The sequence below is a fragment of the Streptomyces sp. NPDC017056 genome (assembly GCF_044332485.1).
Taxonomy (GTDB): domain Bacteria; phylum Actinomycetota; class Actinomycetes; order Streptomycetales; family Streptomycetaceae; genus Streptomyces.
Map to the genome: position 1 here is coordinate 159,546 of NZ_JBIRPD010000004.1, position 26,084 is coordinate 185,629.

A 26,084-nucleotide genomic window follows, 5' to 3' on the forward strand; every position below is an offset into this window, starting at 1 on the left:
GGGGGCAGCCGGGTATCCGGGGGCGGCGGGGCCACGGCGGGATAACTCACGGGGGCGGAGCCCACGGCGGGATAGCCCGCGGCGGCGGTGCCCACGGCGGGATAGCTGGGGGTGGCGGGGCCCGCGGCGCGATAGCCCGCGGCGGCGGAGCCTGCGGCGGGCTGGCGCGCCGGCCCGCCGTCCCGTCCCCCACCTGCCGGCGTTCGCCCACGTGCCGGCGACCACCCACCTACCGACATTCGCCCACCCGCCGGCAACCACCACCTACCGACATTCGTCCACCCGCCGGCAACCACCACCTACCGACATTCGTCCACCCGCCGGCGACCACCACCTACCGACATTCGTCCACCCGCCGACGTTCACTCAGCTGCCGGCGACCATCCGGCTGCTGGCAATCACCACGGCCCGCAAGGGAGTCAGGACCCCATGCCCCTCGTTCCCACCTCGTCGATCGTCACCGCCGCCCGTGAGGCGCGGGCCGGCGCCGCGGCGTTCAACGTCATCCACCTGGAGACCGCCGAAGCGCTCGTCACGGCCGCCGAGCGCACCGGCTCCCCGGTCATCCTGGGCATCAGCGAGAACTGCGTCCGCTACCACGGCAGCCTGCTGCCCATCGTCCGCGCCACCCTCGCGCTCGCCGAGGCGTCCACCGCCCGGGTCGCCGTGCACCTGGACCACATCACCGACGCGGCGCTGGTGCGCGAGGGCGTCGGCGCCGGGGTGAAGTCGGTGATGGTGGACGCCTCGGCCCTCCCCTACGAGGAGAACGTCGCGGCGACGGCGGAGCTGACCGCCTGGTGCCACGAGCGCGGGGCCTACGTGGAGGCCGAGCTCGGCGAGGTCGGCGGGAAGGACGGCGTGCACGCGCCGGGCGCCCGTACCGACCCCGACGAGGCGCTGGCGTTCGTCCGGGCGACCAAGGTGGACGCGCTGGCCGTCGCCGTCGGCTCGTCCCACGCGATGCACGAGCGCACGGCCGTGCTGGACAAGCGGCTGATCGCGGCCCTGTACGAGAAGCTGCCGGTGCCGCTGGTGCTGCACGGCTCCTCGGGGGTGCCCGACGACGAGCTGCGCCGGGCCATCGCCGCCGGCATGACGAAGATCAATATCTCCACCCACCTGGTCTCCGTCTTCACCCGCACCGTCCGCGACACCCTCGGCGCGGACCCCGCCCTCGTCGACTCCCGCAAGTATGTGAAGCCGGCGCGGGAGGCGGTGGCCCGGGAAGCCGCGCGGCTCCTCGGCGTGCTGGGCGCACCGACGACGGTCCCCGGCCAGCAGGCGGCCGCGGAGACGACCGTGCAGGGGTGAGGTGGTGAGGGATGAGGGGTGAGGGATGAGGGCCGCGGACGGCGGCGGGTCAGAGGGGGAGCTTGTACGCCTGCCACTGCGTGGTGACCTCGGCGCCGGCGCCGGCGAGGGCTTCGGCGGTCGCCTGGTCGTCCAGCTCCTGGACGACCAGGCCGGTCACGGCGGGGTGCTCGGCCCGCAGGCAGGTGACCAGGTGGTCGAGGAGGGCGAGGAGGTACCGCGGGCCGGAGTCGAGGTGGACGGGTTCGTCGGCGTACGCCAGGTGCCCTTCGACCACCGCGCCGAGCTGGGCGGTCACCGTGCCGTCCGCGGTCTGCGCGTGGACGAGCAGGGTGTCGTCCCCGCTGCCCGCGAGGTAGTCCGCCAGCTCGTCGGCGACCCAGTACGCCTCCGGGTTGGCCGCGGTGTAGAGGCCGAGGTACCGCTCCACGACGTCGGCCGGCAGCGGGTGCGGAGCGCGGCGTACGTCCAGCGGCGGCAGGTCGCGCGGGGGCTGCCAGGAGTCGAGCGGCACGGTCCAGTACCGGCCGAGTACGGCGACCACCTCAGCGCCCACGGCGGCCGCGGCACGGCCCCCCGTGCCGGTGTCCAGCCCGCTCCACTCCAGCGAGGTGAAGCCGAGCGCGCGGGCCTGCGGGGCGGCGGCGGACAGCAGCCGCTCCATCAGCGCGGCGTCCTCCGGGGAGCCGGGGCCGGTGAGGTCGGCCGGGTAGCGTCCGGTGGCCAGCCGGTGGCGTTCCAGCTCCACGAAGGTGGCGTCCAGGCAGGCGATCGGCTCGTCGTCGACGGGCTGTACGAGGTTGCCCAGGCCGACCAGTACGCCGTCCCGCCGGACGGCCACCGCGCCGACCGACTTCGGCCACTCCCCGTCCTCCTTGTCCTCCTTGTCCTCCCCGTCCTCGTCGCCCGCCCCGGCCGCCTCCGGCGCCGCGCCCCGCTCAACCGCTTTCGACTCCTCCGCCCCTTCTGCCTCTTCTGTCCCTCCTACCTCTTTTGCCTCTTCTGCCTCTTCCGTGCCGGTGACTCCGAGGAGAGCGAGCAGTTCGTCGGAGAGCCGGTCGGCGGCGTCGGGGCCGGCCTCGAACTCGGTCCGCAGTCCGTCGCGGACGTCGCGGGCATCGTGGTTGTCGTGAGCGTCACGGGCGACATGGGCGTCACGGGCGTCGTGCATGCGCGGTTCCTCGGTATCGGGGGTATCGGGCTCGGTGCGGGCAGGGGCCGGGGCGGGGCCCGGGGCCCTGCCGGTCCCGGCCAGGGCGTGGACGGCCCCGTGCGCGGTGGGTACGCGGTGTCGGCGTTCCGCACCGTCGGGGAGGAGGATGCACGGGCGCCGTACGAGGTTGCCTCGGCGCGGCACTCAACGCGTAAGCGTTTGCGCGCCACCCTCGGGCACGGGGCCCACCGGATATCACGTAGGCCGCCGGAAAGGACTTAGGCTCGCGCCATGAACCGCCATGAACGGATGAACGCCCTCCTTGAGCTGCTCGGCGAACGCGGCCGGGTGGAGGTCGAGGAGGCCGCGACCAAGCTGGAGGTATCGGCCGCGACGATGCGGCGCGACATGGACGCCCTCGCCGACCAGCAGCTGCTGACCCGCACCCGGGGCGGCGCCGTGCTCAGCTCGGTGGCGTACGACCTGCCCATCCGTTACAAGCGGGCGCACCGCGCCGACGAGAAGGAGGCGGTGGCGCAGGCCGCCGCGAAGCTGGTCGAGCGCGGGGACGTGGTCGGCCTGAGCGGCGGCACCACGACCACGGAGATCGCGCGGGTGCTGGCCACTCGCCCGGACTTCGCCGAGGCGGGCCCGCAGCCGCATCTGACCATCGTCACCAACTCCCTGAACATCGCCAACGAGCTCGCGGTGCGGCCGCAGATCAAGATCGTGCTGACCGGCGGGGTGGCGCACTCCAGGTCCTTCGAACTGGTCGGCCCGTTCAGCGAGCTGGTGCTCCAGCAGATCTCCGTGGACATCGCCTTCATCGGCGCCAACGGGATAGACCCGGTGCTGGGCGCCACCGTGCACGACGAGGCGGAGGCCCGGGTCAACCGGCTGATGGCCGAGCGGGCGCAGCGCGCGGTGGTCGTCGCCGACTCCTCGAAGATCGGCGAGCGCTGTTTCGCGCGGGTCGGTGACGCCGACGTGTTCGACACCCTCATTACCGACAGCGGCGCGAAGGAAGCCGTACGGCGGGAGTTCGGCGAACGGGGCCTGCGGGTGGTAGCCGCCAGAACGGCAGCGCACGACTGAGCGGGGGCGGGAGGCGCGGGAGGCGCGGGAGGCGAAGAACCGCGGTACGCGCCCCCGAACGCCCGCCCCCGCCCGCCCCCTCCACGCCTGCGCGCCCCGTCCGCTCCCACCCGCCCCTCCACGCCCGCCCGCCCCCTCCACGCCTGCGCGCCCCCTCCACTCCCACCCGCCCCACCCCCTCCCGCTCGCCCCGTCCGCTCTCGGCGGACACCCCCGCGTGGCGTGGGGCGTCGGCTCACGATGGGCGGATGGCTATCGGGAACGCAGCACGGGGAAAATCCGCCGCGAACGCTCCGGTGCGGGGGATTCGCAGGCTTGATCTCGGCTACTTCGTACGTCCTCCGTCCGAGACGGGCGGTCCGGAGCCCCGGGTGGAGCCGGTGCTCGCCTATCTGGTGCGGCACGACGCCGGGTTGCTGCTCTTCGACACGGGGATCGGCGCCGCCGACCCCGGTACCGAGGCGCACTACCGGCCGCGGCGCAGGTCCCTGGAGGCGGCGCTGGCCGCGGCCGGGCACCGGCTCGCGGACGTCACCCTGGTGGTCAACTGCCACCTCCACTTCGACCACTGCGGCGGCAATCCGCTGCTGAGCGGCCGGACCATTCTGGTGCAGGCGACGGAACTGGCCCTGGCCCGCCAGGACGGCTACACCGTCGACGCGCTCGTCGACTTCCCCGGTGTCGTCTACGAGGAACTCCACGGCGAGGCCGAGGTGTGGCCCGGCGTCCGCGTCGTACCGACACCGGGGCACACCGAGGGGCACCAGTCGCTCGTCGTCGAGCGGCCCGGCGGCACCGTCGTCCTCGCCGGGCAGGCCCACGACCGGGCCTCGGACTTCGCGGCGGAGCACCTGGCCCGCCGGGCCGCCCTGGACGGCGTGGCCGCCCCGCTCCCCTCCTGCCGGCCGTGGCTGGAGCGGCTGGCCGCCTTCGGTCCGCGCCGGGTGCTGTTCGCCCACGACTGTTCGGTGTGGGAGCCGTCCGAATGCCGGTAGCGGCCGCGCGGCTACCAGGTGCCGTCGCCGCGCAGGACGGCGTCGGCGCCGCCGTCGATGAAGACGATCTGGCCGGTGACGTGCGAGTTCTCGGGCGACGCCAGCCATGTCAGCAGCGGGGCGGCCTGTTCGGGGCGTGCGTGGCCGTGCAGCGGCATCGGCACACTGGCGTCGACGACGCGGCGTGTGTCGGGGTCGGCGAGCATGGGTGCGGTCATGGGGGTGACGACGGTGCCAGGCGCGACGCCGTTGAGCGGGATGCCGGCGCCCGCCCAGCCGTCGGTGGGCGCGGCGCGGCGGACCCACCGCGCGAGGGCGGCCTTCGAGGAGCCGTAGACGAGGTACCCCTCGCCGCGGTCGACGGCGGCCTGCGCCGCGGCGACCGCCGCCGGCTCGTCCCCGGCCAGCGCGGCGTCGACGATGGCGGGGTCGCACGGGTGCACGGAGGCCACCGAGGAGACGACGACCGCGCGCGGGTCGGTGCCCGCGGCGAGCAGCGGGCGCAGTCCCTCTAGGGTGGCCACCGCGCCGAAGTGGTTGACCTTGACGGTGAGCGGGTCGAAGGCGGCGATTCCGGCGCAGGCGATCACCGCGTCGAGCCGGCCGCCCGTCAGCTCCCCGGCGCGTGCGACCAGTTCGGCGCGGCCCTCGGCGGTGGCGAGGTCCGCGCGGATGTCGGCGTCCTGCAGGTCGGCGCCGAGCACGGTGTGCCCTGCCGAGCGGAGGCGGTCGGCGGTGGCCCGGCCTATGCCGGAGGCCGCTCCGGTGACGAGGCAGGTACGGGGCATGGTCGGCTCCTCGGGGGCGGGGTCGAACAGGTCGGCCGGTACGGACGCAGGACTCGTCCGGTACGGGGCGCGGGCCTCGTCAACCTACCTCTGTGCCCCGTACACCGGTTCGGGTGGAGTGGCCGCCGAGAGGAGTTCGCGGGCGGTTTGGCCTGCTTCGGCCGGAGTCCGGCGGGTGCGCTTGTCGTCGGTGGGGCCCCGGCGCCAGCCTTCCATGACGGTGATGCGTCCCCCTTCGGCTTCGAAGACGCGGCCGGTGACGCCCTGTGAGGCGGTGGATCCGAGCCAGACGACGAGCGGGGAGACGTTGTCCGGTGCCATCGCGTCGAAGGCGCCGTCCGCCGGCGCCGCCATGCTCTCGGCGAAGGCCCGCTCGGTCATGCGGGTGCGGGCGGCCGGTGCGACGGCGTTGACCTGGATTCCGTAGCGGCCCAGTTCGGCGGCGGCCACGAGGGTCAGGCCGAGGACGCCCGCCTTGGCGGCGGAGTAGTTGCCCTGGCCGACGCTGCCCAGCAGGCCCGCCCCCGAAGTGGTGTTGACGACGCGGGCGCGCGGCGGGCGGCCTGCCTTCGCCTCCGCGCGCCAGTGCGCCGCGGCGTGCCGGAGCGGCAGGAAGTGGCCTTTGAGGTGGACGCGTACGACGGCGTCCCACTCGTCCTCGGTCAGGTTCACCAGCATCCGGTCGCGGACGAAGCCCGCGTTGTTGACCAGGGTGTCCAGGCGTCCGTAGGTGTCGAGGGCGGTGGCGACGAGCGAGGCGGCGCCGTGTGCCGTGGCGATGTCCCCGCCGTGGGCGACCGCCTCGCCGCCCGCCGCGCGGATCTCCGCGACGACCTCGTCGGCGGGGCCGCCCGCTCGTTCGCCCGCGGTGCCGTCCGGCCGCACGCCGAGGTCGTTGACGACGACGCGGGCGCCCTCGGCGGCGAAGGCCAGGGCGTGGGCCCGGCCCAGGCCGCGGCCGGCGCCGGTGACGGCCACCACGCGCCCTGCGCAGAGGCCGGCGGAGGGGCCGGGGGTCGGGTGGTCATCGTTCATCTGCGTCCTCCGGGTCGGCTGTTCGGGGTGGGGCCGGGGTGTCGGGAGGTCGCCCGGCCGCTTCCAGGAAGGCCGGGCGTTCGCCGCCGCCGTGCACGGTGAGGCTCGCGCCGCTCACGTACGCGCACCGGTCGCTCGCCAGGAAGGCGCACAGTTCGCCGACTTCGCCGGGCGTCGCGAGCCGGCCGAGCGGGACGGTGCGGCCGACGGCGGCGAGTCCGTCCGCGTCGCCGTAGTGCAGGTGGGAGAGTTCGGTGCGGACCATGCCGAGGACGAGGGTGTTGACGCGGATGTGCGGGGCCCATTCGACGGCCATGGTGCGGGCGAGGTTCTCCAGGCCCGCCTTGGCGGCTCCGTAGGCGGCGGTGCCGGGTGAGGGGCGGGTGCCGCTGACGCTGCCGATCATGATGATCGAACCGCCGGTCTCCTGCCGCGCCATGACGGCGCGCGCCGCGAGGGACACGGTCAGCGGCGCGGTCAGGTTGAGTTCCAGGACTCTGGCGGCCTGTTGGGGCGACGAGTCGCCGAGCAGGCGGTACGGCGTGCCGCCCGCGTTGTTGACGAGGACGTCGAGGCGTCCGTGGCGGGCCCGTACGCGGTCGAGGCAGGCGGTGACCGCGTCCGGGTCGCGCACGTCCACCGGTTCGAAGGCGGCGGTGCGCCCGTCCGCCGCCGCGACCGGCCGTTCCGGCGGGCGGCGTGCGCAGGCGACGACCCGCGCGCCGGCCGTGAGCAGGGCCCGGGTGATGCCCGCGCCGACGCCCCGGGTGCCGCCGGTGACGACGGCGACGCGCCCCGACAGGTCGATGCTGAGCGCCAATCGGCACCTCCGGACTCCCGCTGGGCGCGCCGCGCTGCTACCTTCTCAGGCAGCCGGCACCTAACAAACGTTTGGTGGAAAGGTAGCTGATCCGCCCATGGGTGTCTCCACCGCACGCCCCGAAGACGGCATCGCACTCGTCACCGTCGACCGGCCGCCGGTCAACGCCCTGCCCGTACAGGAGTGGTTCGACCTCGCCGACGCGCTGCGGGCGGCCGGCCGCGACCCCGGCACCCGGTGTGTGGTGCTCGCCGCCGCCGGCCGCGGGTTCAACGCGGGCGTGGACCTCAAGGAGATGCAGCGGACGCCGGGCCACACCGCGCTGATCGGCGCCAACCGCGGCTGCTACGAGGCGTTCGCGGCCGTCTACGACTGCGAGGTCCCGGTCGTCGCCGCCGTTCAGGGGTACTGCCTGGGCGGCGGGATCGGGCTGGTCGGCAACGCGGACGCGATCGTGGCGAGCGAGGACGCGACGTTCGGGCTGCCCGAGCTGGACCGCGGCGCGCTCGGCGCGGCCACCCACCTCGCCCGTCTCGTCCCGCCGCACCTGATGCGCACCCTCTACTTCACCTCGCGCACCGTGACCGCCGCCGAGCTCCGGCGGCACGGCGCGGTGTGGGACGTGGTGCCGCGCGGCGAGGTCCTGGCCGCGGCGCTCGCGCTGGCCGGCGAGATCGCCGCGAAGGACGGCTACCTGCTGCGGCTGGCCAAGGCCGCACTCAACGGCATCGACCCGGTCGACGTACGCCGCAGCTACCGCTTCGAGCAGGGCTTCACCTTCGAGGCCAACCTCAGCGGCGTCGCCGACCGGCACCGCGACGCCTTCACGTCCGGAGGTGGACCCGGTTGAGCGACAAGACGATGACCGCCGACGACGTGGCGGCCCGGCTGGCGAGCGGCATGACGGTCGGCATCGGCGGCTGGGGCTCGCGCCGCAAGCCGATGGCCCTGGTGCGGGCCCTGCTCCGCTCCGGCCTGACCGACCTCACGGTCGTCTCGTGCGGCGGCCCCGACGTGGGCCTGCTGGCGGCCGCCGGGAAGATCCGCCGCCTGGTCACGCCCTTCGTCACGCTGGACTCGGTCCCCCTGGAGCCCCACTACCGCGCCGCACGGCAGCGCGCCGCCTTCGCACTGACCGAACTGGACGAGGCGATGTTCATGTGGGGGCTGGTGGCGGCGGGCCAGCGGCTGCCGTTCATGCCGGTACGGGCCGGGCTGGGGTCCGACGTGCTGCGGGTCAACCCGCACCTCCGCACGGTCACGTCGCCGTACGCGGACGGGGAGGAGCTGACCGCCGTACCGGCGCTGCGCCTGGACGCGGCGCTGGTGCACCTCAACCGCGCGGACGCGCGGGGCAACGGGCAGTACCTGGGGCCCGACCCGTACTTCGACGACCTGTTCTGCGAGGCGGCGGACGCGGCGTACGTGTCGTGCGAGCGCGTCGTGGCGGACGGGGAGCTGCCCCGGGCGGGCGGCCCGCAGACGCTGCTGGTCAGCCGGATGTTCGTCAGCGGCGTCGTCGAGGCGCCGGGCGGCGCGCACTTCACCTCGTGCGCGCCGGACTACGGCAGGGACGAGGCGTTCCAGCGGGCGTACGTCCGGGCGGCAGCGGACGCGGACAGCTGGGCCGCGTTCGCCAAGCGTTTCCTGTCCGGTGACGAGGACGACTACCGGGCCGCGGTCGCGGCCTTCGCCGGCGAGACCGCGGAGGAGCACTCATGAGCGCCGGCACCGGGCCGGGGGCCGTCACCCGCGCCGAATACTGCGTGCTCGCGTGCGCCGAGGCGTGGCGCGGCGCCGGTGAGGTCCTCGCCGCGCCCATGGGCACCGTCCCGGCCATCGGCGCGCGGCTGGCCAAGCTCACCTTCTCCCCCGGCCTCCTGCTGACCGACGGCGAGGCGCTGCTCGTCGGCGACGTGCCGGCGGCCGGCGCGCGATCGGCGGTGACGGAGGGCTGGCTGCCCTACCGGCGGCATCTGGCGCTGGTCGCCACCGGGCGCCGGCACGTCATGATGGGCGCGAGCCAGATCGACCGGTACGGCAACCAGAACATCTCCTGCATCGGGGACTGGGCACGCCCCGACCGGCAGTTGCTGGGCGTGCGGGGCGCGCCCGTCAACACGCTCAACAACCCGGTCGGTTACTGGGTGCCGAAGCACTCGAAGCGGACGTTCGTCGCGCGGGTCGACATGGTGTGCGGCGTCGGGTACGACCGGGCCGCCGCGGCCGGCCCGTCCGCCACCCGCTACCACCGCATCGCGGAGGTCGTCAGCGACCTCGGCGTGTTCGACTTCGAGACGCCGGACCGCACCATGCGCGTCCGGTCGCTGCACCCCGGCGTCGGGATCGGCGACGTGCGGGCGGCCACCGGCTTCGCGCTGCGCGAGCCGGCCGGCGGCGTGCCGTACACCCGCGAACCCACCGCCGCCGAGCTGCGGCTGATCCGCGAGACCGTGGACCCGGACGGGCTGCGCGACCGCGAGGTGCCGCCGTGCCGCCCCTGACCACCGCGCTCACCGGCCTCGTCGGCGTCCGGTACCCGGTCGTCCAGACGGGCATGGGATGGGTGGCGGGACCGCGCCTGGTCTCCGCCACCGCCGAGGCGGGCGCGCTGGGCATCCTGGCGTCGGCCACCATGTCCCCCGGTCGGCTGCGCGCCGCGGTCCGCGAGGTCGCCGCCCGTACGGACCGGCCCTTCGGCGTCAACCTGCGCGCGGACGCCGGGGACGCCGCGGAACGCGTGCGGATCATCGTCGAGGAGGGCGTACGGGTCGCCTCGTTCGCGCTGGCGCCCTCGCGGGAGCTGATCGGCCGGCTCAAGGACGCCGGGGTGGTCGTCATGCCGACGGTGGGCGCGCGGCGGCACGCGGAGAAGGTCGCCGCGTGGGGCGCCGACGCGGTGGTCGTCCAGGGCGGCGAGGGCGGCGGGCACACCGGCGACGTGGCCACCACCGTCCTGCTGCCGCAGGTCGTGGACGCGGTGGACATCCCGGTCGTCGCGGCCGGCGGCTTCTGCGACGGGCGCGGCCTGGTCGCGGCCCTCGCGTACGGCGCGGCGGGCGTGGCCATGGGCACCCGCTTCCTGCTCACGTCCGACAGCACGGTGCCCGCCGCGGTCAAGGCGCGCTACCTGGCGGCGTCGGTCCGGGACGTCACCGTGACGCGGGCGGTGGACGGGCTGCCGCACCGGATGCTGCGCACGGATCTGGTCGACGCGCTCGAACGGTCCGGGCGCCCGGCGGCGCTGGTACGGGCCGTGCGGCACGCGGCGGCGTTCCGCAGGCAGACCGGTACGGGCTGGGTCCGGCTGGTGCGCGACGGGCTGGCCGCCAAGCGCGGTAGGGACCTGACCTGGAGCCAGGTGCTGCTGGCCGCGAACACGCCGATGATGCTGCGGGCCGCCATGGTGGAGGGCCGTACGGACGCCGGGGTGATGGCGTCGGGGCAGGTGGCCGGCCTCATCGACGACCTGCCGACGTGTGCGGAACTGGTCGGCCGGATCATGGCCGAGGCGGCGGCGACGCTGGACCGGCTGGGGCCGCAAGGGCCGGGCTGACCGGGCCGGCCGGCCGGGCAACCGACCCGAACACCGGTCTGGATTTCGCCGGACTACGGTGGAGAATGACCACTGAAGGCCGCCTGTGGACCTGCCGCGGGCGAAGGTTTCTCTCGGGGGAGATCACATGCGCAAGTTCCTCGCCACGGCCGTCGTGGCGACGACGCTCGGCACCACGCTCGGGCTGGCGACGGCGTCGCAGGCCGCGGCCGCGCCGCGGGCACCGCAGTGCGCCAAGGTCATGAAGTACTTCACCAAGGACCACCAGCGGTTCGTCCGCCTGAAAAACCTGTGCGCGCAGCGCCCGGCCTGCTACACGATCGTCGTCCCGGCCAGGCCCGCCGTGAACGGCCGCCTCCCCAAGGCCGCGACGAAGGACGTCCGGTACGGCACGGACCGGGGCCCGCGCGCCCTGTACGTGAAGAACCGGGCCTGCTGACACCCGCCGGGCCCGCGCGAGCCCGGGCCCGGCGCCGCGCCCGGCCGGTCACAGCCGTTCGATCACGGTCACGTTCGCCTGGCCGCCGCCCTCGCACATCGTCTGGAGGCCGTAGCGCCCGCCGGTGCGCTCCAGCTCGTGCAGCAGCGTCACCATGAGCCGGCAGCCGGTCGCGCCGAGCGGGTGGCCGAGGGCGATGGCACCGCCGTTGACGTTGACCCGGGCGGGGTCGGCGCCGGTCTCCTCCAGCCAGGCCAGCACCACCGGCGCGAACGCCTCGTTGATCTCCACCAGGTCGACGGCGCCGATGCCCAGCCCGGTCTTCTTCAACGCGTGCGCGGTGGCCGGGATCGGCGCGGACAGCATCCGGATCGGGTCCTCGCCGCGTACGGACAGGTGGTGGACGCGGGCGCGCGGCGTCAGCCCGTGGTCCCGTACGGCCTGCCCGCTCGCCAGCAGCAGGGCCGCGGCGCCGTCGGAGACCTGGGAGGAGACGGCGGCCGTGAGCCGGCCGCCGGGCACCACGGGCGGCAGGGCCGCCATCTTCGCCGCCGAGGTGTCGCGCCGCGGGCCCTCGTCGGCCGTCACGTCCCCGTACGGGACCAGCTCGCGCGCGAAGCGCCCCTCGTCGGCGGCGCGTACGGCCCTCCGGTGCGAGCGCAGCGCGTACGCCTCCATGTCCGCGCGCGAGATGCCCCACTTGTCCGCGATCAGTTCGGCGCCGTGGAACTGGTCGACCGGCCGGTCGCCGTAGCGGGCGCGCCAGCCCGCGCTGCCGGCGAACGGGCCTTCGGCGAGCCCGAGCGGCTCGGCGGCGCGGCGGCTCGCGAAGGCGATGGGGATCATCGACATGTTCTGGGTGCCGCCCGCGACGACCAGGTCCTGGGTGCCGGAGAGCACGGCCTGCGCGGCGAAGTGGACGGCCTGCTGGGAGGAGCCGCACTGCCGGTCGACGGTGACGCCCGGCACCTCTTCGGGCAGCCCGGCCGCCAGCCAGCTGGTGCGGGCGATGTCGCCGGCCTGCGGGCCGACGGCGTCCAGACAGCCGAAGACCACGTCGTCGACGGCGGCCGGGTCCACGTCCGTGCGTTCCATCAGCGCCTTGAGGACGTGCGCGCCGAGGTCGGCCGGGTGCGCGGCGGCGAGTCCGCCGCCGCGTTTGCCGACGGGGGTGCGCAGCGCGTCGATGATGTAGGCCTCGGCCATGCCGGCTCCTCGGTCGCAGGGGCGTGCGCGGTGCTCTGTGCGGGGGCGCTGTGCGGTCAGTCCCGTACGGCGATGCCGTCCAGCACCATCGAGAGGTACTGGCGGGCGATCTCCTCCGGGCCGTGGTGGCCGCCCGGCCGGTACCAGCTCGCGGCAACCCAGACGGTGTCGCGAACGAACCGGTAGGTGAGCCGGACGTCGAGGTCGGTGCGGAAGACGCCGTCGGCGACGCCGCGTTCCAGCGTGCCGAGCCACGCCTTCTCGAACTTGCGCTGGGAGTCGGCGAGGTAGCCGAAGCGGGGGCGGCCGGCGAGCTGTTTGGACTCGTTCTGGTAGATGGCGACGGCGGCGCGGTGCCGGTCGATCTCCCGGAAGGACTCGGTGACCAGGGCCTCGATGGTCTGCCTGGGGCCGAGTCCGGCCGCGAGCACGGCGTCGTAGCCGGCCCACAGCTCGTCCAGGAAGGTGCGCAGGATCTCGTCCAGCATCGATTCTTTGGAGTCGAAGTGGTAGTAGAGGCTGCCCGCGAGCAGGCCGGCCTCGTCGGCGATCCGGCGTACGGTCGTGGCGTTGTAGCCGTGCTCGGCGAACACCTCGGCGGCGGTGGCGAGGAGTTCACGGCGGCGGGCGGGCGACGGCGGGTTCACGGCGGCCGGTTTCCCGGGCTTCTTTGCGGTGGGCACCGGCCCATTGTCGCCTCCCCGCTCACGCGTGCTGGCTGCTGACCGGCACCACCTCGCCGGTCATGTACGAGGCGTAGTCGCTGGCCAGGAAGACGATGACGTTGGCGACCTCCCAGGGCTCGGCGGAGCGTCCGAACGCCTCCCGTGCGGTCAGCGCGGCCAGCAGTTCCTCGCTCGCCACCTTCGCCAGGTGCGGGTGCACGGCGAGGCTGGGCGAGACGGCGTTGACGCGGACCCCGTACGCGGCGGCCTCGACGGCGGCGCAGCGGGTCAGCGCCATCACGCCGGCCTTGGCGGCGGCGTAGTGCGCCTGGCCGCGCTGGGCCCGCCAGCCGACGACCGAGGCGTTGTTGACGACGGCGCCGCCCGTGCCGGCGGCCCGCATCCGGCGCAGGGCGGCGCGGGTGCAGCGGAAGGTCCCGTTCAGGGTGACGTCCAGGACGGCGGCCCACTGCTCGTCGGTCATCTCCACCAGGTCGGCGGTGCCGCCGAGTCCGGCGTTGTTGACGACGACGTCCAGCCGCCGGTGCCGCCGTTCGACGTAGTCGAAGAGGGCGGTGACCTGTACCTCGTCCGTGACGTCGCAGGGCTGTGCGGCGACCCGCCGGGCGCCGAACTCCGCGGCGAGCGCCGTCTCGGTCTCTTTCAGGCGCCGGGCGTGCGCGTCGGAGAGGACCACGTCCGCGCCCTCCTCCAGGAGCCGGCGGGCGGTGGCGCCGCCGATGCCCGTGCCCGCGGCGGCGGTGACCACGGCCGTCCGGCCGGCGAGCAGGCCGTGCCCGGGGACGTACGGGGGTGGCGAGAGCGTCGCCGGAGGCTTCTCGGGCGTCATGCCCGTACGCTAACCTACCAAACACTTGTTAGGGAACGGCCCCGGAGGAGCCCGCCGCCACCGCAGGGAGGCCGCTCGATGGATCTCGAACTCACCGTGGAGGACGAGGAGTTCCGGCGGGAAGCGCGGGACTGGCTGGCCGCCCACGTGCCCGCCGTACCGCTGCCCTCCCTGGAGACGGCGGAGGGCTTCGCCGCCCACCGGGAGTGGGAGCGCGAACTCCGCGCAGGACGCTGGTCGGTGGTGTCCTGGCCGGAGGCGTACGGCGGGCGCGGCGCGTCGCCGGTCCGCCGGCTCCTCTTCGAGGAGGAGTACCACGCGGCGCAGGCCCCCGGCCGCGTCTCGCAGAACGGCATCAGCCTGCTCGCCCCCACGCTCTTCGAGCACGGCACGGCCGGCCAACTGGCTTGCGTATTGCCGGAGATGGCGGACGGGCGCACCGTATGGGCGCAGGCGTGGTCCGAGCCCGGCGCCGGTTCCGACCTCGCCGCGCTGCGGTCGTCCGCCGTGCGGGCCGAGGGCGGCTGGCTGCTGCGCGGGCACAAGACGTGGTCCTCCAGGGCGGCCTTCGCGGACCGCGCCTTCGGGCTGTTCCGCAGCCACCCCGGCGCGGACCGGCCGCACCGCGGCCTGACGTACCTGATGTTCGACCTGGCGGCGCCGGGGGTGACGGTACGGCCGGTCGGCCGCCTCGACGGCAAGCCGGCCTTCGCCGAACTCGTCCTCGACGACGTCTTCGTGCCGGACGAGGACGTGATCGGCGAGCCGGGGCAGGGCTGGCGGGTCGCCATGAGCACGGCGGGCAACGAGCGCGGGCTGACGCTGCGCGCCCCCGGGCGCTTCACGGCCGCCGCCGACCGGCTCGCCGCCCTGTGGCGGGAGACCGCCGACCCGGCGGACACCGCGCTGCGCGACCGCGTCGCCGACGCGCTCATCGGCGCCCGCGCCTACCGGCTGTCCGCCTACGCCGCGGCCGCGCGGCTCACGGCGGGCGGCACACCGGGTGCCGAGGCCAGCCTCACCAAGGTTTTCTGGTCGGAGCTCGACATCGCCCTGCACGAGACCGCACTCGACCTCCTCGGCCCGCGCGGCGAACTCGCCGACCGCGCCGGCGAGGCACCGGCCCACGGCAGCTGGGCCGACGGCTGGGTCTTCGCGCTGGCCGGCCCGGTCTACGCGGGCACGAACGAGATCCAGCGCGACATCATCGCCGAGCGGCTGCTGGGCCTGCCGAAGGGCCGGCGCCGCGACGGCACGGACCCGTGAGGGAGTCGAGGGATGCGGTTCCTGCTGGACGCGGAGCAGGCGGAGTTCGGGCGGACGCTCGGCCGGATGCTGGCAGCGGCGGACACCCCGGCCGCCGTGCGGGCCTGGGGCACCGGGGACAGCGGCCCCGGGCGCGCGGTGTGGCGCCGGCTCGCGGAGGCCGGGCTGTTCGGGCTGGCCGTGCCGGAGGGGTGCGGCGGCGCCGGGTTCCTGCCGGTCGAGCTGGTCGTGGGCCTGGTGGAGTCGGGGCGGCACGCCGTGCCGGGCCCGGTGGTGGAGACCGTGGCCGCGGCCGTACTGCTGGACCGGCTCGGCGACGCGGACCCGGCCGGGGCCTGGCTGCCCGCCATCGCGGCCGGGGGCGCGGTGGTGTCGTACGCGGACCTGGCGCGCGGGCCGTACGCGCTCGACGCGGCGGCCGCCGATGTCACTTTCGTCGCCGACGGCGGCACGCTGCGGCGGCCCGGCGGGTACGGGCCGGTCCAGCCCTCGGTCGATCCGGCCCGGCGGCTGGTGCGGTGCGGGAATGACGGAGGAACCGTCGTGGCGAGCGGCCCGGCCGTGCGGGCCGCCGCCGCGTACGCCGCGGACCTCGCGCGGCTGCTGACCGCGGCGCAGGCGCTCGGGCTCGGCCGCCGCCTGCTGGACGACACCGTGGCGTACGTGAAGCAGCGCACCCAGTTCGGTGTCGCCATCGGCTCGTTCCAGGCGGTGAAGCACCGGCTGGCGGACGTGCTGCTGGGGCTGGAGTTCGCCGAGCCGCTGGTGTACGGCGCCGCGGTGGACCTCGCGGGCGGCCGGGAGGCGGGGATCGGCATCGCGATGGCGAAGGCGGCAGCGGGCGAGGCCGCCTATGCGGCGGCGCGGGCCGCGCTCCAGTTGCACGGCGCACTGGGTTATACCGAGGAGCTGGACCTCTCCCTGTGGATCCGCAAGGCGCGCGCTCTGCGCGGCGCCTGGGGTACCCCGGCGGAGTGCCGGGCCCGGGTGCTCCCCTCCCCCGCGGCGGGCGGGTGAACCACACGGCGGGTGAACCACACGAGCGCAAATCTTTTACTAGTAAAACACCTGTTAAGGTTTTGGGCATGGGGAAACACGCCAGACCTACGGGAAAGAGAGCGGCGGCCACGGCCGGGAGCACGGGCGCGGTGCGCGCCCGCCCGCTGCCCGTCCGGAGCACGGTGCTGCTGCGCCGCCCCGTCGACATCTGGCACAAGCCCGCGCTGAGCGCGGTCGTCGCCCTCGGCATCCCCGATTTCCTGCTGCTCGCACTGGGCCGCCTGGACCTGGTCCTCTACACCTCGGCCGGGGCGATGTGCGCCTTGTACGCGCACGGCCTGCCGTACGCCGCGCGCGCCCGCACCCTGGCGTGGGTCGTGCTCGGCATGGTCGCGAGCCTGGGCGTCGCCCTGACCGCGGCGTCCCTGACCACCTCGGTGCCCCTGCTCGTACTCCTGGCCTCGCTGGTCGCCGCCGTGCACAAGACGGCCTGCGACGCGACGCGCATCGGCCCGCCGGGAAACCTGATCTTCACGTTCATCTCGGCGTCCGCGTTCTTCGTGCCGCAGCGGATGAGCCAGGTGCCCTTCCACCTGTCCCTGGCGCTCGGCGCCGGCGCACTGGCCTGGCTGGTGTGCATGGCGCCCGCGCTGGTCCGGCCGCGCGGGCCGGAGCGGATCGCCACGGCGCGCGCGCTGGAGGCGGCAGCCTCCCTGCTGCGCAGCGACCGGGTGGACGAAGCCGCCGGCGCCCGGCACGCCGCCGCGGCCGCGGTGAACGCCGCCTGGCACACACTGTTCCAGGTCCCGGCCCGGACACCCGCCGCCATGGCCGCGCGCTCGGGGCTGGAGCGCCTGCTCGTACGCGCCGAGTCGGCCCTCGCGGCCCCTGAGACGGACACGGCGGAGGCCGAGCGTCACGCGGTGTGGGCTCGTGACTTGCGCCGGGGCAGGCCGCTGCCGGACGTCGCGCTGACCGGCGCGCAAGCCGCGCGCCGGCCGGCGCCGGGCCGTCCGCGCGGCCTGCGCACCGTCCTCTCCCGGCTCGCTCCCGGCTCACCGCTGCTGCCCATCGGCGCGCGGGTCGCCGCGGGCTGCACGCTGGCGGGCTGGGCGTCGATGGCGGTCGGCGTCGGCCACCCGTACTGGGCCGTGGTGACCGCTGCGTCGATCTTCCAGGCGAACACCACCCTGTCGTGGCAGCGGGCCCTCCAGCGCACCATCGGCAATCTCCTCGGGCTGCTGCTCTTCACGGCACTGCTGCCGCTGATCCACACCGGCCACCTGGCGATGATCCTGCTGGCACTGACCTTCCAGTTCTGCGCGGAGGCGAGCATCACCCGCAACTACTGGCTCGGGTCGGTATGGGTCACCCCGATGGCCCTGCTCCTCACCGAGTTCGGCAGCCACCTGCCCGCGCACACGCTGGTCGCCGACCGCTGGACGGACACCGTCGTGGGCGCGGCCGTGGGCCTGGCCTGCTGCGTCCTGGTCACCAACCGCCGCGCCGCCGACCGCATCGAGGCGGCGCTCGACCGGGTGGCCGCGGCCGAGGCCGCTGTGCTGCGGCTGCTGGACGCCGACGACGCGCACGAGGCCGGCTGGGCCCGCGACCGGCTCGCCGCGAGCCTGGTGGAGCTGCGGGAGGCGGTGGAGGTGTCGGCCGGCGAGTGGTGGCAGCGCGCCGTGCCCGAAGAGCGCGTCGTGCCCGCCGAGCAGCAGGGGCACCGCACCCTGGCCCGGGTCGTGCGCCGGCTGTCCGATCCCGCGCCGGCCGCTTGAGCCGGTGCCCGGCCCCGGCCGGACGCCCGCCGCCCGGCACGCCCCGCCCGTACCCGTACCGCCCCGGTCGGCTCCCGTGCCCGGCACCAGGCAGAATTGTCGGGCGCGGCGCGGCGCGGGGCCCGTACGGCCGCCCGGGGACCGCCGTGCGCGACACGACGACGCCGACGGGGGCCGGGAGAGCCCGGAAAGAAGAGGTGCGTGTGACCGAGGACATCGTCGCGGGGGTGCTGCGCCAGTGGCAGCGGGTCAACCCGGGGCTCGACACCGGTCCGATGGCGGTGATCGGACGGCTCAACCGCTGTTCCGCGCTGTTGCAGCAGGCCGCCGACGCGCCGCTGCGCCGGGAGGGCCTGACCCGCCCTGAATTCGACATCCTCGGGACGCTGCGGCGGATGGACCGCGAGCTGACGCCCGGCCGGATCGCCCGCGAGACCTTCGCTTCGGGGGCCGCGGTCACCAAGCGGGTACGGCAGTTGGAGACGCGCGGGCTGGTCGCACGGCGCCCCGACGAGCGGGACCGGCGGGTCTCGCACCTCTCTCTCACCGACGAGGGCCTCGCGGTCATCGACCGGCTGCTGCCGGAGCAACTGCGGTACGAAGCCGGCCTGCTGGAGGGCATCGACGCGCGCCGCCAGGATGAACTCGCCGATGGGCTGAGCGAGTTGCTGGTCCTCTTGGAGGGGCGGCTCGGGAGCCTGCTGGACTGAGAAACGGCCCGCCCCGTACGCCGGACGGGTGATGCCGCCGGCCCGGCAGCCGGCGCGCGCGAGCGCCCTCTGAGACGGTGGCGCCTGGGCAGGGCGAGTGGCGTACCGGCCGTTCGGCCGACACTTCTCGGAGACCGCGCGCGGACTGCGGAATGATGCGTTCCGCAACTGGCTCCGCTGGCGCCCGCCGGCCGGGGCACGGCCGCACCAGCCGCCCGCGCACTGCCCGCCCACCGTCCCCCGTCGCCCGGCGACCCGTCTCCCGAGGCAGCCTCATGACTTCCCAATTCGACGGACTGGCCGCCCTGCACGAGCGCAGCATCGACGAGCTGCCCTTCAGACGGCACATCGAGATGCCGTCCGTCCTCGCCGCGGCGGACGGCGTCGACCGCCGCCGGGTCCTGGACCTCGGCTGCGGCTCGGGGCACTACGCCCGCTTCTTCGCCCGCAGCGGCGCGGGCAGCGTGCTCGGCGTCGACCGGTCCCCCGGCATGATCGCGCACGCCCGGCACCGCGAGGAGGTCGAGCCCCTCGGCGTGCGCTACCTCGTCCAGGACACGGACACCGCGGCCGCCCTCTCCGGGGCGTTCGACCTGGCCGTGGCCGTGTACGCGCTGTCGTACGCCGCCACCCCGAAAGCGCTCACCCGGCTGTGCGCCGCCGCCCGCGACACCCTCGCCCCCGGCGGCCGCTTCGTCGCCGCCACGCTCAACCCGGACTTCGCGACGGTGCCCCACTACTACCGGCCCTACGGCTTCGACCTCACCGTGGCGGACCCGCACCTGCGGGACGGCGACCCCGTCGGCGTGCACAGCAGGGCAGGCGAGGAAAACTTCCAGGTGACCGCCTACTACTGGTCGCGCGAGGCGTACGAGCGCGCGCTCGTGGAGGCCGGGTTCACCGACGTCTCCTGGCAGCCGCCGCGCACCGCGGCCGACGGCAGCGCGTCACTGTTCGCGCGGTACCTGGCGGCGCCGCACGCCCTGGCGCTGTCCGCGCGGGCCCGCTGACAGGGCAGCGGGCCAGGGAACCCGCGGCATCACGGCTCCAGCCTGGCGATACGCCCGTCCTCCCCCGCCGCCCAGCAGCCGAAGTCCGCGGAGCAGTCCACGGTGTCGTACGAACCGTCGTCGAAGCCGTGCCAGGAGCGGCCGCCGTCGAGGGTGACATCGCTGCCGGTCGGGCCGACGGCGAGGGCGACGCGCGTGTTGCGCGGGAGCCAGGCCACGCCCGACCGGTAGCGCTTCGGGGGCTTGGCGGAGCCCTGCCAGCTGGCGCCGCCGTCGGCGCTCACCGCCGCGGCCTTCGGGGACGGCTTGCCGGTGCGGTAGTCCCCGCCGACCGCCAGGCCGTGCTCGCGGTCGCGGAAGGCCAGGCCGAAGACCCCGCGCGCCGGGTCGCCTGCCGGGACCGGCGTCTCGGAGACGGTCCAGCTGCGGCCGCGGTCCGGGGAGTACAGGACCCGGCTCTTCGCCGCGCCGCCGGTGGCGAACCACGCGTCGTACGCGCCGGAGCTGACCAGGCACTGGCCGCTGGCGGCGAACGACGCCTCGCCCGGCTGGGCCGCCGGCATGCCGCGCGTGGGCAGCACCCGCCAGTTCCGGCCGCCGTCGGCGGTGGACAGGATGCGGTAGGTGCCGTCGACCGGGTCGGCGAGCGCGATGCCGTGGCTGCCGTCGAAGAACGTCATACAGTCGTAGAAGGCGCGCGGGTCGGTGTTGCGGAAGCTCTCGGTCCAGGTGGCGCCGCCGTCGTCCGTACGGAAGACGCGGGACGCCTCGCCCTCGCCGGCCGCCAGGACCACGGCCTGCCGCGCGTCGAACGCCTCGACGTCGCGGAACTCCAGGGCCCCGGCGCCCGGCGGGGAGACGTCGCTCCAGTGGTCGCCGCCGTCCACGGTGCGCAGCACGGTGCCGCCGGTGCCCGCGACCCAGGCCGTGCTGCGGCTGACGGCGGCCAGGCCGCGGAAACGGGCGTCCGAGTCGCTGTCCTTGAGATCCCAGCCGCCGCGCCACCGGGCGACCGCGTCCGGTCGCGCGGCGGCCTGCGCGGCGGCTGCCGCCTGTGCCGCGGTGCGCTGCGGCTGTGCGGAGACGGGAGCGGTGCTCGCGGCACCGAGCGCCACGGCGCAGGCCACCGCCCACAGCACGCGCTTGTGTCTCGTCCGCCCCGGCCGTCCTGGCTGTCCCGACTTCCCCTTGACCCTCATGAGGCTGGAAGCTAACCCAGCCCGGGCGCCTCGTCCAGAGACGCCGGGCAACGGCTGCCCGAACTCTCGCCTCGCGTGCTCCGCCCGGCCCTCCTACTGTTCTGCACAGGGGGTGCGGAACGCCCGCGGGCGACGTACGAGGAGGCCGCGATGGACCGGCAGGAGAAACCCTCATGAACGCGCCGGCTCCGGTGACGGTGACCGACGACCGCGACGCCCACCGCTACGAGGCCCGGCTCGGCGGGGAGCTGGCGGGCGTGGCGGCCTATCTGCGCGCGGCCGGGCTCATCGCCCTCGTCCACACCGAGGTCGACCCGGTGTACGAGGGCAACGGCGTCGGTTCGGCGCTGACCCGGCACGCGCTGGACGCGGCACGGGCGGAGGGGCTGCGGGTGCTGGCCGTGTGCCCGTTCGTCGCGGGCTGGATGGACCGGCACCCCGAGTACCGGGACCTCGTCTACGAGAACCGCAGCCAGGTCACGGACTGAGGCAGGCCAGGGACTGAGGCAGGTCACGGGCTGACAGGGCGCGCCCCGGCCCGCGGATCGGCCCGCGCATCACCGTGGTGGCAGATCCGGACCGGGACCGGCCCCCACCAGGCCCAGCGGCAGTGCGCGGACGGGGACGGCGAGGTGGTCGGCGTGGGCGTGGGGACGCGGGTCGGCGTGGGCCGCTGCGTGGGACTGCGGGTCGGCGCGGGCGTCGGTGCGGCGGTGGGCCGTGTCGGTGCGGCGGTCGGCCCGGATTGCGTCGGTGCCGGGCTGCCGGCCAGCCCGGGCCGTCCGGTCGCGGACGGCACGGGCGCCCCCGGGACCGACGGCGTCGCGGCCGGTGCCCCCGGACCCTGCGGAGACGCGGGCGACGCGTCCGGGAAGCGGGACGGCAGGGCGGGCGAGGAGGTCGGCGTGCGCTCCGCCGTGGCACTCGGCGCCGCCCGCCCGGCCCCGCGCTCCGGCTTCGCGGCACCGCCACCGGACGGCTCCGCCGGCCCGGCGACGGCTCGGTGCCCCGCCGCCGGCGGTGCGTCGTGGCCGGTCAGCGCGATGCCCGCGGCCACCGCCGCGCCGGCGACCACCGCCACGCCGACCCCCGCGACGGTGGCCGCCACCGGCCCGGCCTGGCCGAACTGCCCCCGCAGCAGGTGCCCCACGGATTTCTGCACGGACGCGAGGGCCTTCTGTACGGAGGTGAGCGCCCCGGCCCCCGCCGGGTGCCCGCCGGCCGCCGCGGCGGCTCCGGCGCCCGCCAACGGCAGCAGGAACTTCGCCGAGCCGCCCGCGAGGAGCACCAGCAGCGCGGGCCCGGTGAGCGCGGGCAGCCGGTGGTTGGCCCGGGTCAGCAGGGCCATCCGGGCGCGGCAGTCGGCGCAGCCCGCGGCGTGGTCAGTGACCCCGTCGGCCTGCTTCGCGGTGGCCTCGCCCCGTACGAAAGCGGGCATCCGGTTCCAGTGCCGCTCGCAGGCCGGGTTGTCCGGCGTGCCAGGCACCGCGCTCAGGAACGCCTGCCGCATGCCTTCCCTGGCGCGGTGCAGCAGGACGGCCGTCGCGCCCTTGCCCGCCCCGATGGCCTTGCCGACCGCGTCCAGCGGCTGGTCCTCGACCTCCGCCAGCCACAGGGCCGTGACCCAGCGCTGCGGGAGCTGCCCCATGATGCGGGCCAGAAGATCGGTGTAGGCGACACGCTGCGCCGGGTCCGTGTTCCCGGCCGCCGGGCCGGCCTCCGGCCACGCCTGGCCGTCCCCCGGGTCCCGCGGTGTCTCGCGGGCGGCGTCCGCGCCGACGGCCGAGGCCAGGTGCCGGATGGTGGTGCGCAGGTAGGCGGGGACGTTGTCGATGCGGTGGCCGGCCTGGATGCGGCGCCAGACGCGGAAGTGCGCCTCGGCGACGAGGTCCTCCGCGAGCCAGGAGTTCGTGGTCAGGGAGCGCGCGTACCGGACCAGCCGGGGGTGCTCGTGCTCGTACAGCCTGGTGTACGCGTCCGCCGCCGACGCCTCGGATACCGCGGATGCATCGGACATGAACGAACAACCCCTGACCGCATCGGGTGGAATCCGTAAGCGTAAGGAGCACATATCCCCGCAATCAAAAGTTCGTGACACACCTCACGCGGCAATTCGGTGCACTGCCGTAATGCACCACGCGTCTTAGGGGTCGTAGAGACAGAGACCCGCACACGAGCACAGAGGGAGCCGGCGATGCCCCACGTCATCGACCAAGCCGTCCAGGCACGTCTCATCGGGACCGCACCCCGGTCCCGGGAGGTCCCCGCGCGGCTGCGCTACGACAGCGGCGACCCGCTCGCCGTGCGGGTCGTCTTCCCGCCGGCCGCGTCGCTGGACGGGGCGGAGGTGGTCTGGACGTTCGCCCGCGACCTGCTGGCGGCGGGCCTGCGGGAGCCGTCCGGCAAAGGCGACGTGCGCATCTGGCCGTGCGGCCCGGACAGCACGATGCTGGAGTTCCACACCGCCGACGGCCTGGCCATGGTGCAGTTCGAGGCCCGTGACCTGCGCAGGTTCCTGATGCGGTCGTACGGCGTGGTCGCACTGGGCCACGAGGCCCGCCACCTGGACTTCGAGGCCGACCTCGCGGACCTGCTGCGGGAGGCGTAGGCGGCCGGTCCGCCTCGGCCGGGGCGTGGCACCGGCGGCTTTCCGGCGCGTACGCCCGCGTACGGCTGCGTGGGACGACGCTTGACTTCGAGTGCGCTCCAGCAGGAAGAGTGAACGCCGTACCCGAACACGGCACTCTCTTCGAGGAGCATCAGCATGCGCACCACCACGCTCGGCAGCCAGGGCCCCGAGGTCGGCGTCATCGGCCTGGGCTGCATGGGCATGACCCACGCCTACGACCCGGAAGGCAGGGACGACGCCACCTCCGTGGCGGTGATCCGGCAGGCGGTCGACCTCGGCGCGACGCTGATCGACACGGCCGACGTCTACGGCCCCTACACCAACGAGGAGTTGGTGGGCCGCGCGCTGGCGGGCGGCCACCGGGAGCGGGTGGTGCTGGCGACGAAGGTGGGGCTGGAGACCGGGGAGATCACGCCGGACAACACGAGCGGGCTGGTGCACAACGGCCGCCCCGAGCACATCCGCCGCTCCATCGACGCGAGCCTGCGGCGCCTGGGCACCGACCACGTGGACCTCTACCAGCTGCACCGGGTGGACCCCGAAGTGCCGGTCGAGGAGAGCTGGGGCGCGCTGGCCGAGGCCGTACAGGCGGGCAAGGCGCGCCAGATCGGCCTGTCGGAGCCGACCGTCGAGGAGATCCGGCGCGCGCAGGCCGTGCACCCGGTCGCCTCCGTACAGTCCGAACTGTCGCTGTGGACCCGCGAGGCGCTCGACGGCGTACTGCCGTACTGCGAGGAACAGGGCATCGCCTTCCTGCCGTTCTCGCCGCTCGGCCGCGGCTTCCTGACCGGCAGCATCGCCTCCTTCGACGAGCTGTCGGACGACGACTTCCGCCGCCGGCTGCCGCGCTTCCAGCAGGACGCCTTGAAGGCCAACCTGGCGCTGGTGGGCAAGGTCCGCGCCATCGCGGAACAGTACGGCGCCTCGCCCGCGCAGGTCGCCCTCGCCTGGGTACTCGCCCAGGGGCAGTACGTGATTCCGATCCCGGGCACCAAGACCCCCAAGTACCTGGTGGACAACACCGGCGCGGCGGACCTCGCCCTGCCGCCCGCCGCACTGGCCGAACTCGACGCCCTGCCCGCGGCCGAGGGCGGCCGCTACTGATCCGGCGGGCTGCTTTTATTCGCTGGTGGCGCCGGTCACCCGGGCACTAGCCTGCGCCGGGATCATCGGACGGCGAAAGGGCGGGCACACATGGACGCGGCCGATTTCTACACCGGCATCGTCGCGGAGTCCTTCGCCCCGCTGAAATCCTTCTCCTTCGATCCCGGGCCGTACGCGGAGTTCGTGCGCGAGGCGGGCGGCCCGGCGCTGGAACTGGGCTGCGGGGACGGCGACCCGCTGCTCGCCTTGCGCCGGCAGGGCCTGGACGTCGAAGGCGTCGACTCCTCGGCGGACATGCTGGAGCGCTGCCGCCGCCGGGCCGAAGCGGCGGGCATCGACGTGACGGTCCACCACCAGCGGATGGAAGCGCTCAGCCTGCCGCGCCGGTACCGGGCGGTCTTCCTGGCCGGGCCGACCTTCAACCTGCTGCCGGACGACGGCACCGCCGTCGCCGCCCTGCGGAGCATCCGCGGCCATCTGCTCGACGGCGGCTGCGCGTTGGTGCCGTTGCACGTGCCGGCGCCCAGCCCGGCGGACCAGATCGGCCGGGTCCGTACGGCCACCGCCGACGACGGCGCCGAGCTGCGGTTCTCCCTGGTGTCCGAGGAACGCGACGAGACACTGCGGACCCGGACCTCCTTGCTGCGCTACGAACGACACGGCGACGGCGGGAGCACCGTGGAGGAGCGGCCGTGGCTGCTGCACTGGTACACCCGCTCCGGGTTCGAGGAGCTCGCCGCCGCGGCCGGGCTGAGCACGGTGTCGGTCACGGACGCGGACGGCAACGCCGCCGGTGACGCCGCCACCGCCATGACGTTCAGGCTCCGGGCCGGCCACCGCTGACCGGGCGGGTTCAGCCCGTCCCGTCGAACAGCTGCGACAGGTGCATGTCCAGGAGCCGGACGGCCTTCTCGGGGGTGAGGACGTCCAGCAGGATGTACGTCGAGAGCCCGTCGACGAGGCTGATCAGCACCATCGCCTCGCCGCCCGGGTCCCGTCCGGGCCGCACCTCGCCCCGTTCCGCCGCCTGCCGCAGCTGGTCGGCGAAGAAGTCCCGCAGCTTGGGGATGCCGTCGCGGGCGCCGGTGCGCAGTGACGCGTCGTGCACGGCCCGGTGGAAGTGGGCCACGCCCACCAGGAAGCCGGTGCGGCTCTGCTCGTCCAGGGGCAGCATGCCCGTCAGGCACGCGCGGAGCACGATGCGGGGCGTGGGTTCCTCGTCCAGCGCCTCGATGCGTTCGCGGATGCGTTGCTGGGCCAGGGACTCGATGTAGCGCAGCGCGAAGGCGAGCATCTCGTCCTTGGTGCGGAAGTAGTGCTGGAGCCGGCCCAGGGAGATGCCGGCCTCGGCGGCGACGTCGCGCAGGCTCGCGCCTTCCAGGCCCCGGTCCCTGGCGATACGCCACAGCGCTTCGGAGATCTCCCGGCGTCGCGCCTCGTGGTCCACCTTCTTCGGCACGTGACCGTAGC

Annotated in this window: 27 protein-coding genes; 17 read left to right on the forward strand and 10 right to left on the reverse strand. The window is 74.9% G+C overall.

Translation table 11 applies throughout. From position 1 onward, the window contains the following. Window positions 1-429: 429 nt before the first annotated feature. Window positions 430-1,314, forward strand: coding sequence for a class II fructose-bisphosphate aldolase (locus ACH4OW_RS09165; protein WP_398026214.1), 885 nt, complete (start codon window positions 430-432; stop codon window positions 1,312-1,314). A gap of 49 nt (window positions 1,315-1,363) precedes the next feature. Here ACH4OW_RS09165 and ACH4OW_RS09170 read toward each other — a convergent pair whose 3' ends face one another. Next, complete coding sequence (locus tag ACH4OW_RS09170) at window positions 1,364-2,485, reverse strand: hypothetical protein (protein WP_398026216.1); 1,122 nt, start codon at window positions 2,483-2,485, stop codon at window positions 1,364-1,366. Between the two features lie 273 nt (window positions 2,486-2,758). On the opposite strand from ACH4OW_RS09170, the gene ACH4OW_RS09175 reads away from it, so the two are divergent. Then, window positions 2,759-3,562, forward strand: coding sequence for a DeoR/GlpR family DNA-binding transcription regulator (locus ACH4OW_RS09175; protein ID WP_398026218.1), 804 nt, complete (start codon window positions 2,759-2,761; stop codon window positions 3,560-3,562). A gap of 248 nt (window positions 3,563-3,810) precedes the next feature. Beyond that, complete coding sequence (locus ACH4OW_RS09180; protein ID WP_360123496.1) at window positions 3,811-4,557, forward strand: N-acyl homoserine lactonase family protein; 747 nt, start codon at window positions 3,811-3,813, stop codon at window positions 4,555-4,557. 11 nt (window positions 4,558-4,568) lie between these two features. Here the strand turns inward: ACH4OW_RS09180 and ACH4OW_RS09185 are convergent, their stop codons facing one another. From ACH4OW_RS09185 to ACH4OW_RS09195, 3 genes are all read right to left on the reverse strand, one after another. Further along, complete coding sequence (locus ACH4OW_RS09185; protein ID WP_360123499.1) at window positions 4,569-5,345, reverse strand: SDR family oxidoreductase; 777 nt, start codon at window positions 5,343-5,345, stop codon at window positions 4,569-4,571. An 84-nt stretch (window positions 5,346-5,429) separates the two neighbouring features. Then, window positions 5,430-6,380, reverse strand: coding sequence for an SDR family oxidoreductase (locus ACH4OW_RS09190; protein ID WP_398026221.1), 951 nt, complete (start codon window positions 6,378-6,380; stop codon window positions 5,430-5,432). Next, a complete protein-coding gene (locus ACH4OW_RS09195; RefSeq protein ID WP_398026223.1) occupies window positions 6,370-7,200 on the reverse strand; it encodes an SDR family oxidoreductase in 831 nt (276 codons plus the stop codon). Before ACH4OW_RS09195 ends, ACH4OW_RS09190 begins: the two co-directional genes overlap by 11 nt. A 97-nt stretch (window positions 7,201-7,297) precedes the next feature. Between ACH4OW_RS09195 and ACH4OW_RS09200 the strand changes: the two genes are divergently transcribed. The 5 genes from ACH4OW_RS09200 (at window position 7,298) to ACH4OW_RS09220 (ending at window position 11,195) form a co-directional block, all read left to right on the forward strand. Continuing rightward, on the forward strand, window positions 7,298-8,050 hold the full coding sequence (locus ACH4OW_RS09200) for an enoyl-CoA hydratase family protein (protein WP_398026225.1): 753 nt from the start codon (window positions 7,298-7,300) through the stop codon (window positions 8,048-8,050). 11 nt (window positions 8,051-8,061) lie between these two features. Beyond that, a complete protein-coding gene (locus ACH4OW_RS09205) occupies window positions 8,062-8,922 on the forward strand; it encodes a CoA transferase subunit A (RefSeq protein ID WP_398026635.1) in 861 nt (286 codons plus the stop codon). After that, window positions 8,919-9,704 (forward strand): CoA-transferase subunit beta, encoded by a 786-nt coding sequence (locus tag ACH4OW_RS09210; protein WP_398026227.1) that lies wholly within the window; start codon window positions 8,919-8,921, stop codon window positions 9,702-9,704. The genes ACH4OW_RS09205 and ACH4OW_RS09210 overlap by 4 nt, the downstream gene beginning before the upstream one ends. Next, window positions 9,701-10,756: an NAD(P)H-dependent flavin oxidoreductase gene (locus ACH4OW_RS09215; protein ID WP_398026637.1), complete on the forward strand. Its 1,056-nt coding sequence runs from the start codon at window positions 9,701-9,703 to the stop codon at window positions 10,754-10,756. Before ACH4OW_RS09210 ends, ACH4OW_RS09215 begins: the two co-directional genes overlap by 4 nt. Before the next feature lie 127 nt (window positions 10,757-10,883). Then, window positions 10,884-11,195 carry a hypothetical protein gene (locus tag ACH4OW_RS09220; RefSeq protein WP_360123514.1) on the forward strand — a complete coding sequence of 104 codons (312 nt, stop codon included), beginning with the start codon at window positions 10,884-10,886 and terminating at the stop codon, window positions 11,193-11,195. A gap of 48 nt (window positions 11,196-11,243) precedes the next feature. On the opposite strand, the gene ACH4OW_RS09225 is transcribed toward ACH4OW_RS09220, so the two are convergent. Genes ACH4OW_RS09225 through ACH4OW_RS09235 form a run of 3 tightly spaced genes read right to left on the reverse strand, consistent with a single transcriptional unit; the run spans window position 11,244 to window position 13,916 of the window. After that, on the reverse strand, window positions 11,244-12,401 hold the full coding sequence (locus tag ACH4OW_RS09225; protein WP_360123517.1) for an acetyl-CoA C-acetyltransferase: 1,158 nt from the start codon (window positions 12,399-12,401) through the stop codon (window positions 11,244-11,246). A gap of 56 nt (window positions 12,402-12,457) precedes the next feature. Then, window positions 12,458-13,084: a TetR/AcrR family transcriptional regulator gene (locus ACH4OW_RS09230; protein WP_360123520.1), complete on the reverse strand. Its 627-nt coding sequence runs from the start codon at window positions 13,082-13,084 to the stop codon at window positions 12,458-12,460. 22 nt (window positions 13,085-13,106) lie between these two features. After that, complete coding sequence (locus tag ACH4OW_RS09235; RefSeq protein WP_398026230.1) at window positions 13,107-13,916, reverse strand: SDR family oxidoreductase; 810 nt, start codon at window positions 13,914-13,916, stop codon at window positions 13,107-13,109. 78 nt (window positions 13,917-13,994) lie between these two features. Here ACH4OW_RS09235 and ACH4OW_RS09240 point away from each other — a divergent pair, with 78 nt between their 5' ends. From ACH4OW_RS09240 to ACH4OW_RS09260, 5 genes are all read left to right on the forward strand, one after another. Next, a complete protein-coding gene (locus ACH4OW_RS09240) occupies window positions 13,995-15,182 on the forward strand; it encodes an acyl-CoA dehydrogenase family protein (RefSeq protein ID WP_398026232.1) in 1,188 nt (395 codons plus the stop codon). A 12-nt stretch (window positions 15,183-15,194) separates the two neighbouring features. Next, a complete protein-coding gene (locus ACH4OW_RS09245) occupies window positions 15,195-16,199 on the forward strand; it encodes an acyl-CoA dehydrogenase family protein (protein ID WP_398026234.1) in 1,005 nt (334 codons plus the stop codon). A gap of 131 nt (window positions 16,200-16,330) precedes the next feature. Next, on the forward strand, window positions 16,331-17,962 hold the full coding sequence (locus ACH4OW_RS09250) for an FUSC family protein (RefSeq protein ID WP_398026236.1): 1,632 nt from the start codon (window positions 16,331-16,333) through the stop codon (window positions 17,960-17,962). Window positions 17,963-18,165: 203 nt separating this feature from the next. After that, the gene (locus tag ACH4OW_RS09255) at window positions 18,166-18,672 is read left to right on the forward strand and encodes a MarR family transcriptional regulator (RefSeq protein WP_360123535.1); all 507 of its coding nucleotides are present in this window, start codon (window positions 18,166-18,168) and stop codon (window positions 18,670-18,672) included. 275 nt (window positions 18,673-18,947) lie between these two features. Further along, window positions 18,948-19,682 (forward strand): class I SAM-dependent methyltransferase, encoded by a 735-nt coding sequence (locus ACH4OW_RS09260; RefSeq protein ID WP_398026238.1) that lies wholly within the window; start codon window positions 18,948-18,950, stop codon window positions 19,680-19,682. Between the two features lie 29 nt (window positions 19,683-19,711). Here ACH4OW_RS09260 and ACH4OW_RS09265 read toward each other — a convergent pair whose 3' ends face one another. Beyond that, a complete protein-coding gene (locus ACH4OW_RS09265) occupies window positions 19,712-20,881 on the reverse strand; it encodes a WD40/YVTN/BNR-like repeat-containing protein (protein WP_398026240.1) in 1,170 nt (389 codons plus the stop codon). A gap of 173 nt (window positions 20,882-21,054) precedes the next feature. Here ACH4OW_RS09265 and ACH4OW_RS09270 point away from each other — a divergent pair, with 173 nt between their 5' ends. Next, window positions 21,055-21,369, forward strand: a complete 315-nt coding sequence (locus ACH4OW_RS09270; RefSeq protein WP_360123544.1) for a GNAT family N-acetyltransferase — start codon at window positions 21,055-21,057, stop codon at window positions 21,367-21,369. Between the two features lie 23 nt (window positions 21,370-21,392). Here the strand turns inward: ACH4OW_RS09270 and ACH4OW_RS09275 are convergent, their stop codons facing one another. Further along, window positions 21,393-22,898: a sigma factor gene (locus tag ACH4OW_RS09275; protein ID WP_398026243.1), complete on the reverse strand. Its 1,506-nt coding sequence runs from the start codon at window positions 22,896-22,898 to the stop codon at window positions 21,393-21,395. Window positions 22,899-23,075: 177 nt separating this feature from the next. Here ACH4OW_RS09275 and ACH4OW_RS09280 point away from each other — a divergent pair, with 177 nt between their 5' ends. The 3 genes from ACH4OW_RS09280 to ACH4OW_RS09290 all read left to right on the forward strand — a co-directional run bounded on the left by ACH4OW_RS09280 (window position 23,076) and on the right by ACH4OW_RS09290 (window position 25,457). Beyond that, on the forward strand, window positions 23,076-23,489 hold the full coding sequence (locus tag ACH4OW_RS09280; protein ID WP_398026245.1) for an SsgA family sporulation/cell division regulator: 414 nt from the start codon (window positions 23,076-23,078) through the stop codon (window positions 23,487-23,489). Window positions 23,490-23,645: 156 nt separating this feature from the next. Further along, window positions 23,646-24,614: an aldo/keto reductase gene (locus tag ACH4OW_RS09285; protein ID WP_398026247.1), complete on the forward strand. Its 969-nt coding sequence runs from the start codon at window positions 23,646-23,648 to the stop codon at window positions 24,612-24,614. Between the two features lie 90 nt (window positions 24,615-24,704). Beyond that, window positions 24,705-25,457, forward strand: a complete 753-nt coding sequence (locus tag ACH4OW_RS09290) for a class I SAM-dependent methyltransferase (RefSeq protein ID WP_398026249.1) — start codon at window positions 24,705-24,707, stop codon at window positions 25,455-25,457. 10 nt (window positions 25,458-25,467) lie between these two features. On the opposite strand, the gene ACH4OW_RS09295 is transcribed toward ACH4OW_RS09290, so the two are convergent. Beyond that, window positions 25,468-26,073: a TetR/AcrR family transcriptional regulator gene (locus ACH4OW_RS09295; RefSeq protein ID WP_360123559.1), complete on the reverse strand. Its 606-nt coding sequence runs from the start codon at window positions 26,071-26,073 to the stop codon at window positions 25,468-25,470. Window positions 26,074-26,084: the final 11 nt, after the last annotated feature.

Coding starts and splice junctions, on each gene's coding strand:
- ACH4OW_RS09175 (WP_398026218.1), top strand. CDS start 2,759: ATGAACCGCCATGAACGGATGAACGCCCTCCTTGAGCTGCTCGGCGAA.
- ACH4OW_RS09265 (WP_398026240.1), bottom strand. CDS start 20,881: ATGAGGGTCAAGGGGAAGTCGGGACAGCCAGGACGGCCGGGGCGGACG.
- ACH4OW_RS09205 (WP_398026635.1), top strand. CDS start 8,062: ATGACCGCCGACGACGTGGCGGCCCGGCTGGCGAGCGGCATGACGGTC.
- ACH4OW_RS09180 (WP_360123496.1), top strand. CDS start 3,811: ATGGCTATCGGGAACGCAGCACGGGGAAAATCCGCCGCGAACGCTCCG.
- ACH4OW_RS09275 (WP_398026243.1), bottom strand. CDS start 22,898: ATGTCCGATGCATCCGCGGTATCCGAGGCGTCGGCGGCGGACGCGTAC.
- ACH4OW_RS09235 (WP_398026230.1), bottom strand. CDS start 13,916: ATGACGCCCGAGAAGCCTCCGGCGACGCTCTCGCCACCCCCGTACGTC.
- ACH4OW_RS09270 (WP_360123544.1), top strand. CDS start 21,055: ATGAACGCGCCGGCTCCGGTGACGGTGACCGACGACCGCGACGCCCAC.
- ACH4OW_RS09280 (WP_398026245.1), top strand. CDS start 23,076: ATGCCCCACGTCATCGACCAAGCCGTCCAGGCACGTCTCATCGGGACC.
- ACH4OW_RS09245 (WP_398026234.1), top strand. CDS start 15,195: ATGCGGTTCCTGCTGGACGCGGAGCAGGCGGAGTTCGGGCGGACGCTC.
- ACH4OW_RS09285 (WP_398026247.1), top strand. CDS start 23,646: ATGCGCACCACCACGCTCGGCAGCCAGGGCCCCGAGGTCGGCGTCATC.
- ACH4OW_RS09290 (WP_398026249.1), top strand. CDS start 24,705: ATGGACGCGGCCGATTTCTACACCGGCATCGTCGCGGAGTCCTTCGCC.
- ACH4OW_RS09260 (WP_398026238.1), top strand. CDS start 18,948: ATGACTTCCCAATTCGACGGACTGGCCGCCCTGCACGAGCGCAGCATC.
- ACH4OW_RS09225 (WP_360123517.1), bottom strand. CDS start 12,401: ATGGCCGAGGCCTACATCATCGACGCGCTGCGCACCCCCGTCGGCAAA.
- ACH4OW_RS09240 (WP_398026232.1), top strand. CDS start 13,995: ATGGATCTCGAACTCACCGTGGAGGACGAGGAGTTCCGGCGGGAAGCG.
- ACH4OW_RS09165 (WP_398026214.1), top strand. CDS start 430: ATGCCCCTCGTTCCCACCTCGTCGATCGTCACCGCCGCCCGTGAGGCG.
- ACH4OW_RS09185 (WP_360123499.1), bottom strand. CDS start 5,345: ATGCCCCGTACCTGCCTCGTCACCGGAGCGGCCTCCGGCATAGGCCGG.
- ACH4OW_RS09220 (WP_360123514.1), top strand. CDS start 10,884: ATGCGCAAGTTCCTCGCCACGGCCGTCGTGGCGACGACGCTCGGCACC.
- ACH4OW_RS09170 (WP_398026216.1), bottom strand. CDS start 2,485: ATGCACGACGCCCGTGACGCCCATGTCGCCCGTGACGCTCACGACAAC.
- ACH4OW_RS09190 (WP_398026221.1), bottom strand. CDS start 6,380: ATGAACGATGACCACCCGACCCCCGGCCCCTCCGCCGGCCTCTGCGCA.
- ACH4OW_RS09210 (WP_398026227.1), top strand. CDS start 8,919: ATGAGCGCCGGCACCGGGCCGGGGGCCGTCACCCGCGCCGAATACTGC.
- ACH4OW_RS09200 (WP_398026225.1), top strand. CDS start 7,298: ATGGGTGTCTCCACCGCACGCCCCGAAGACGGCATCGCACTCGTCACC.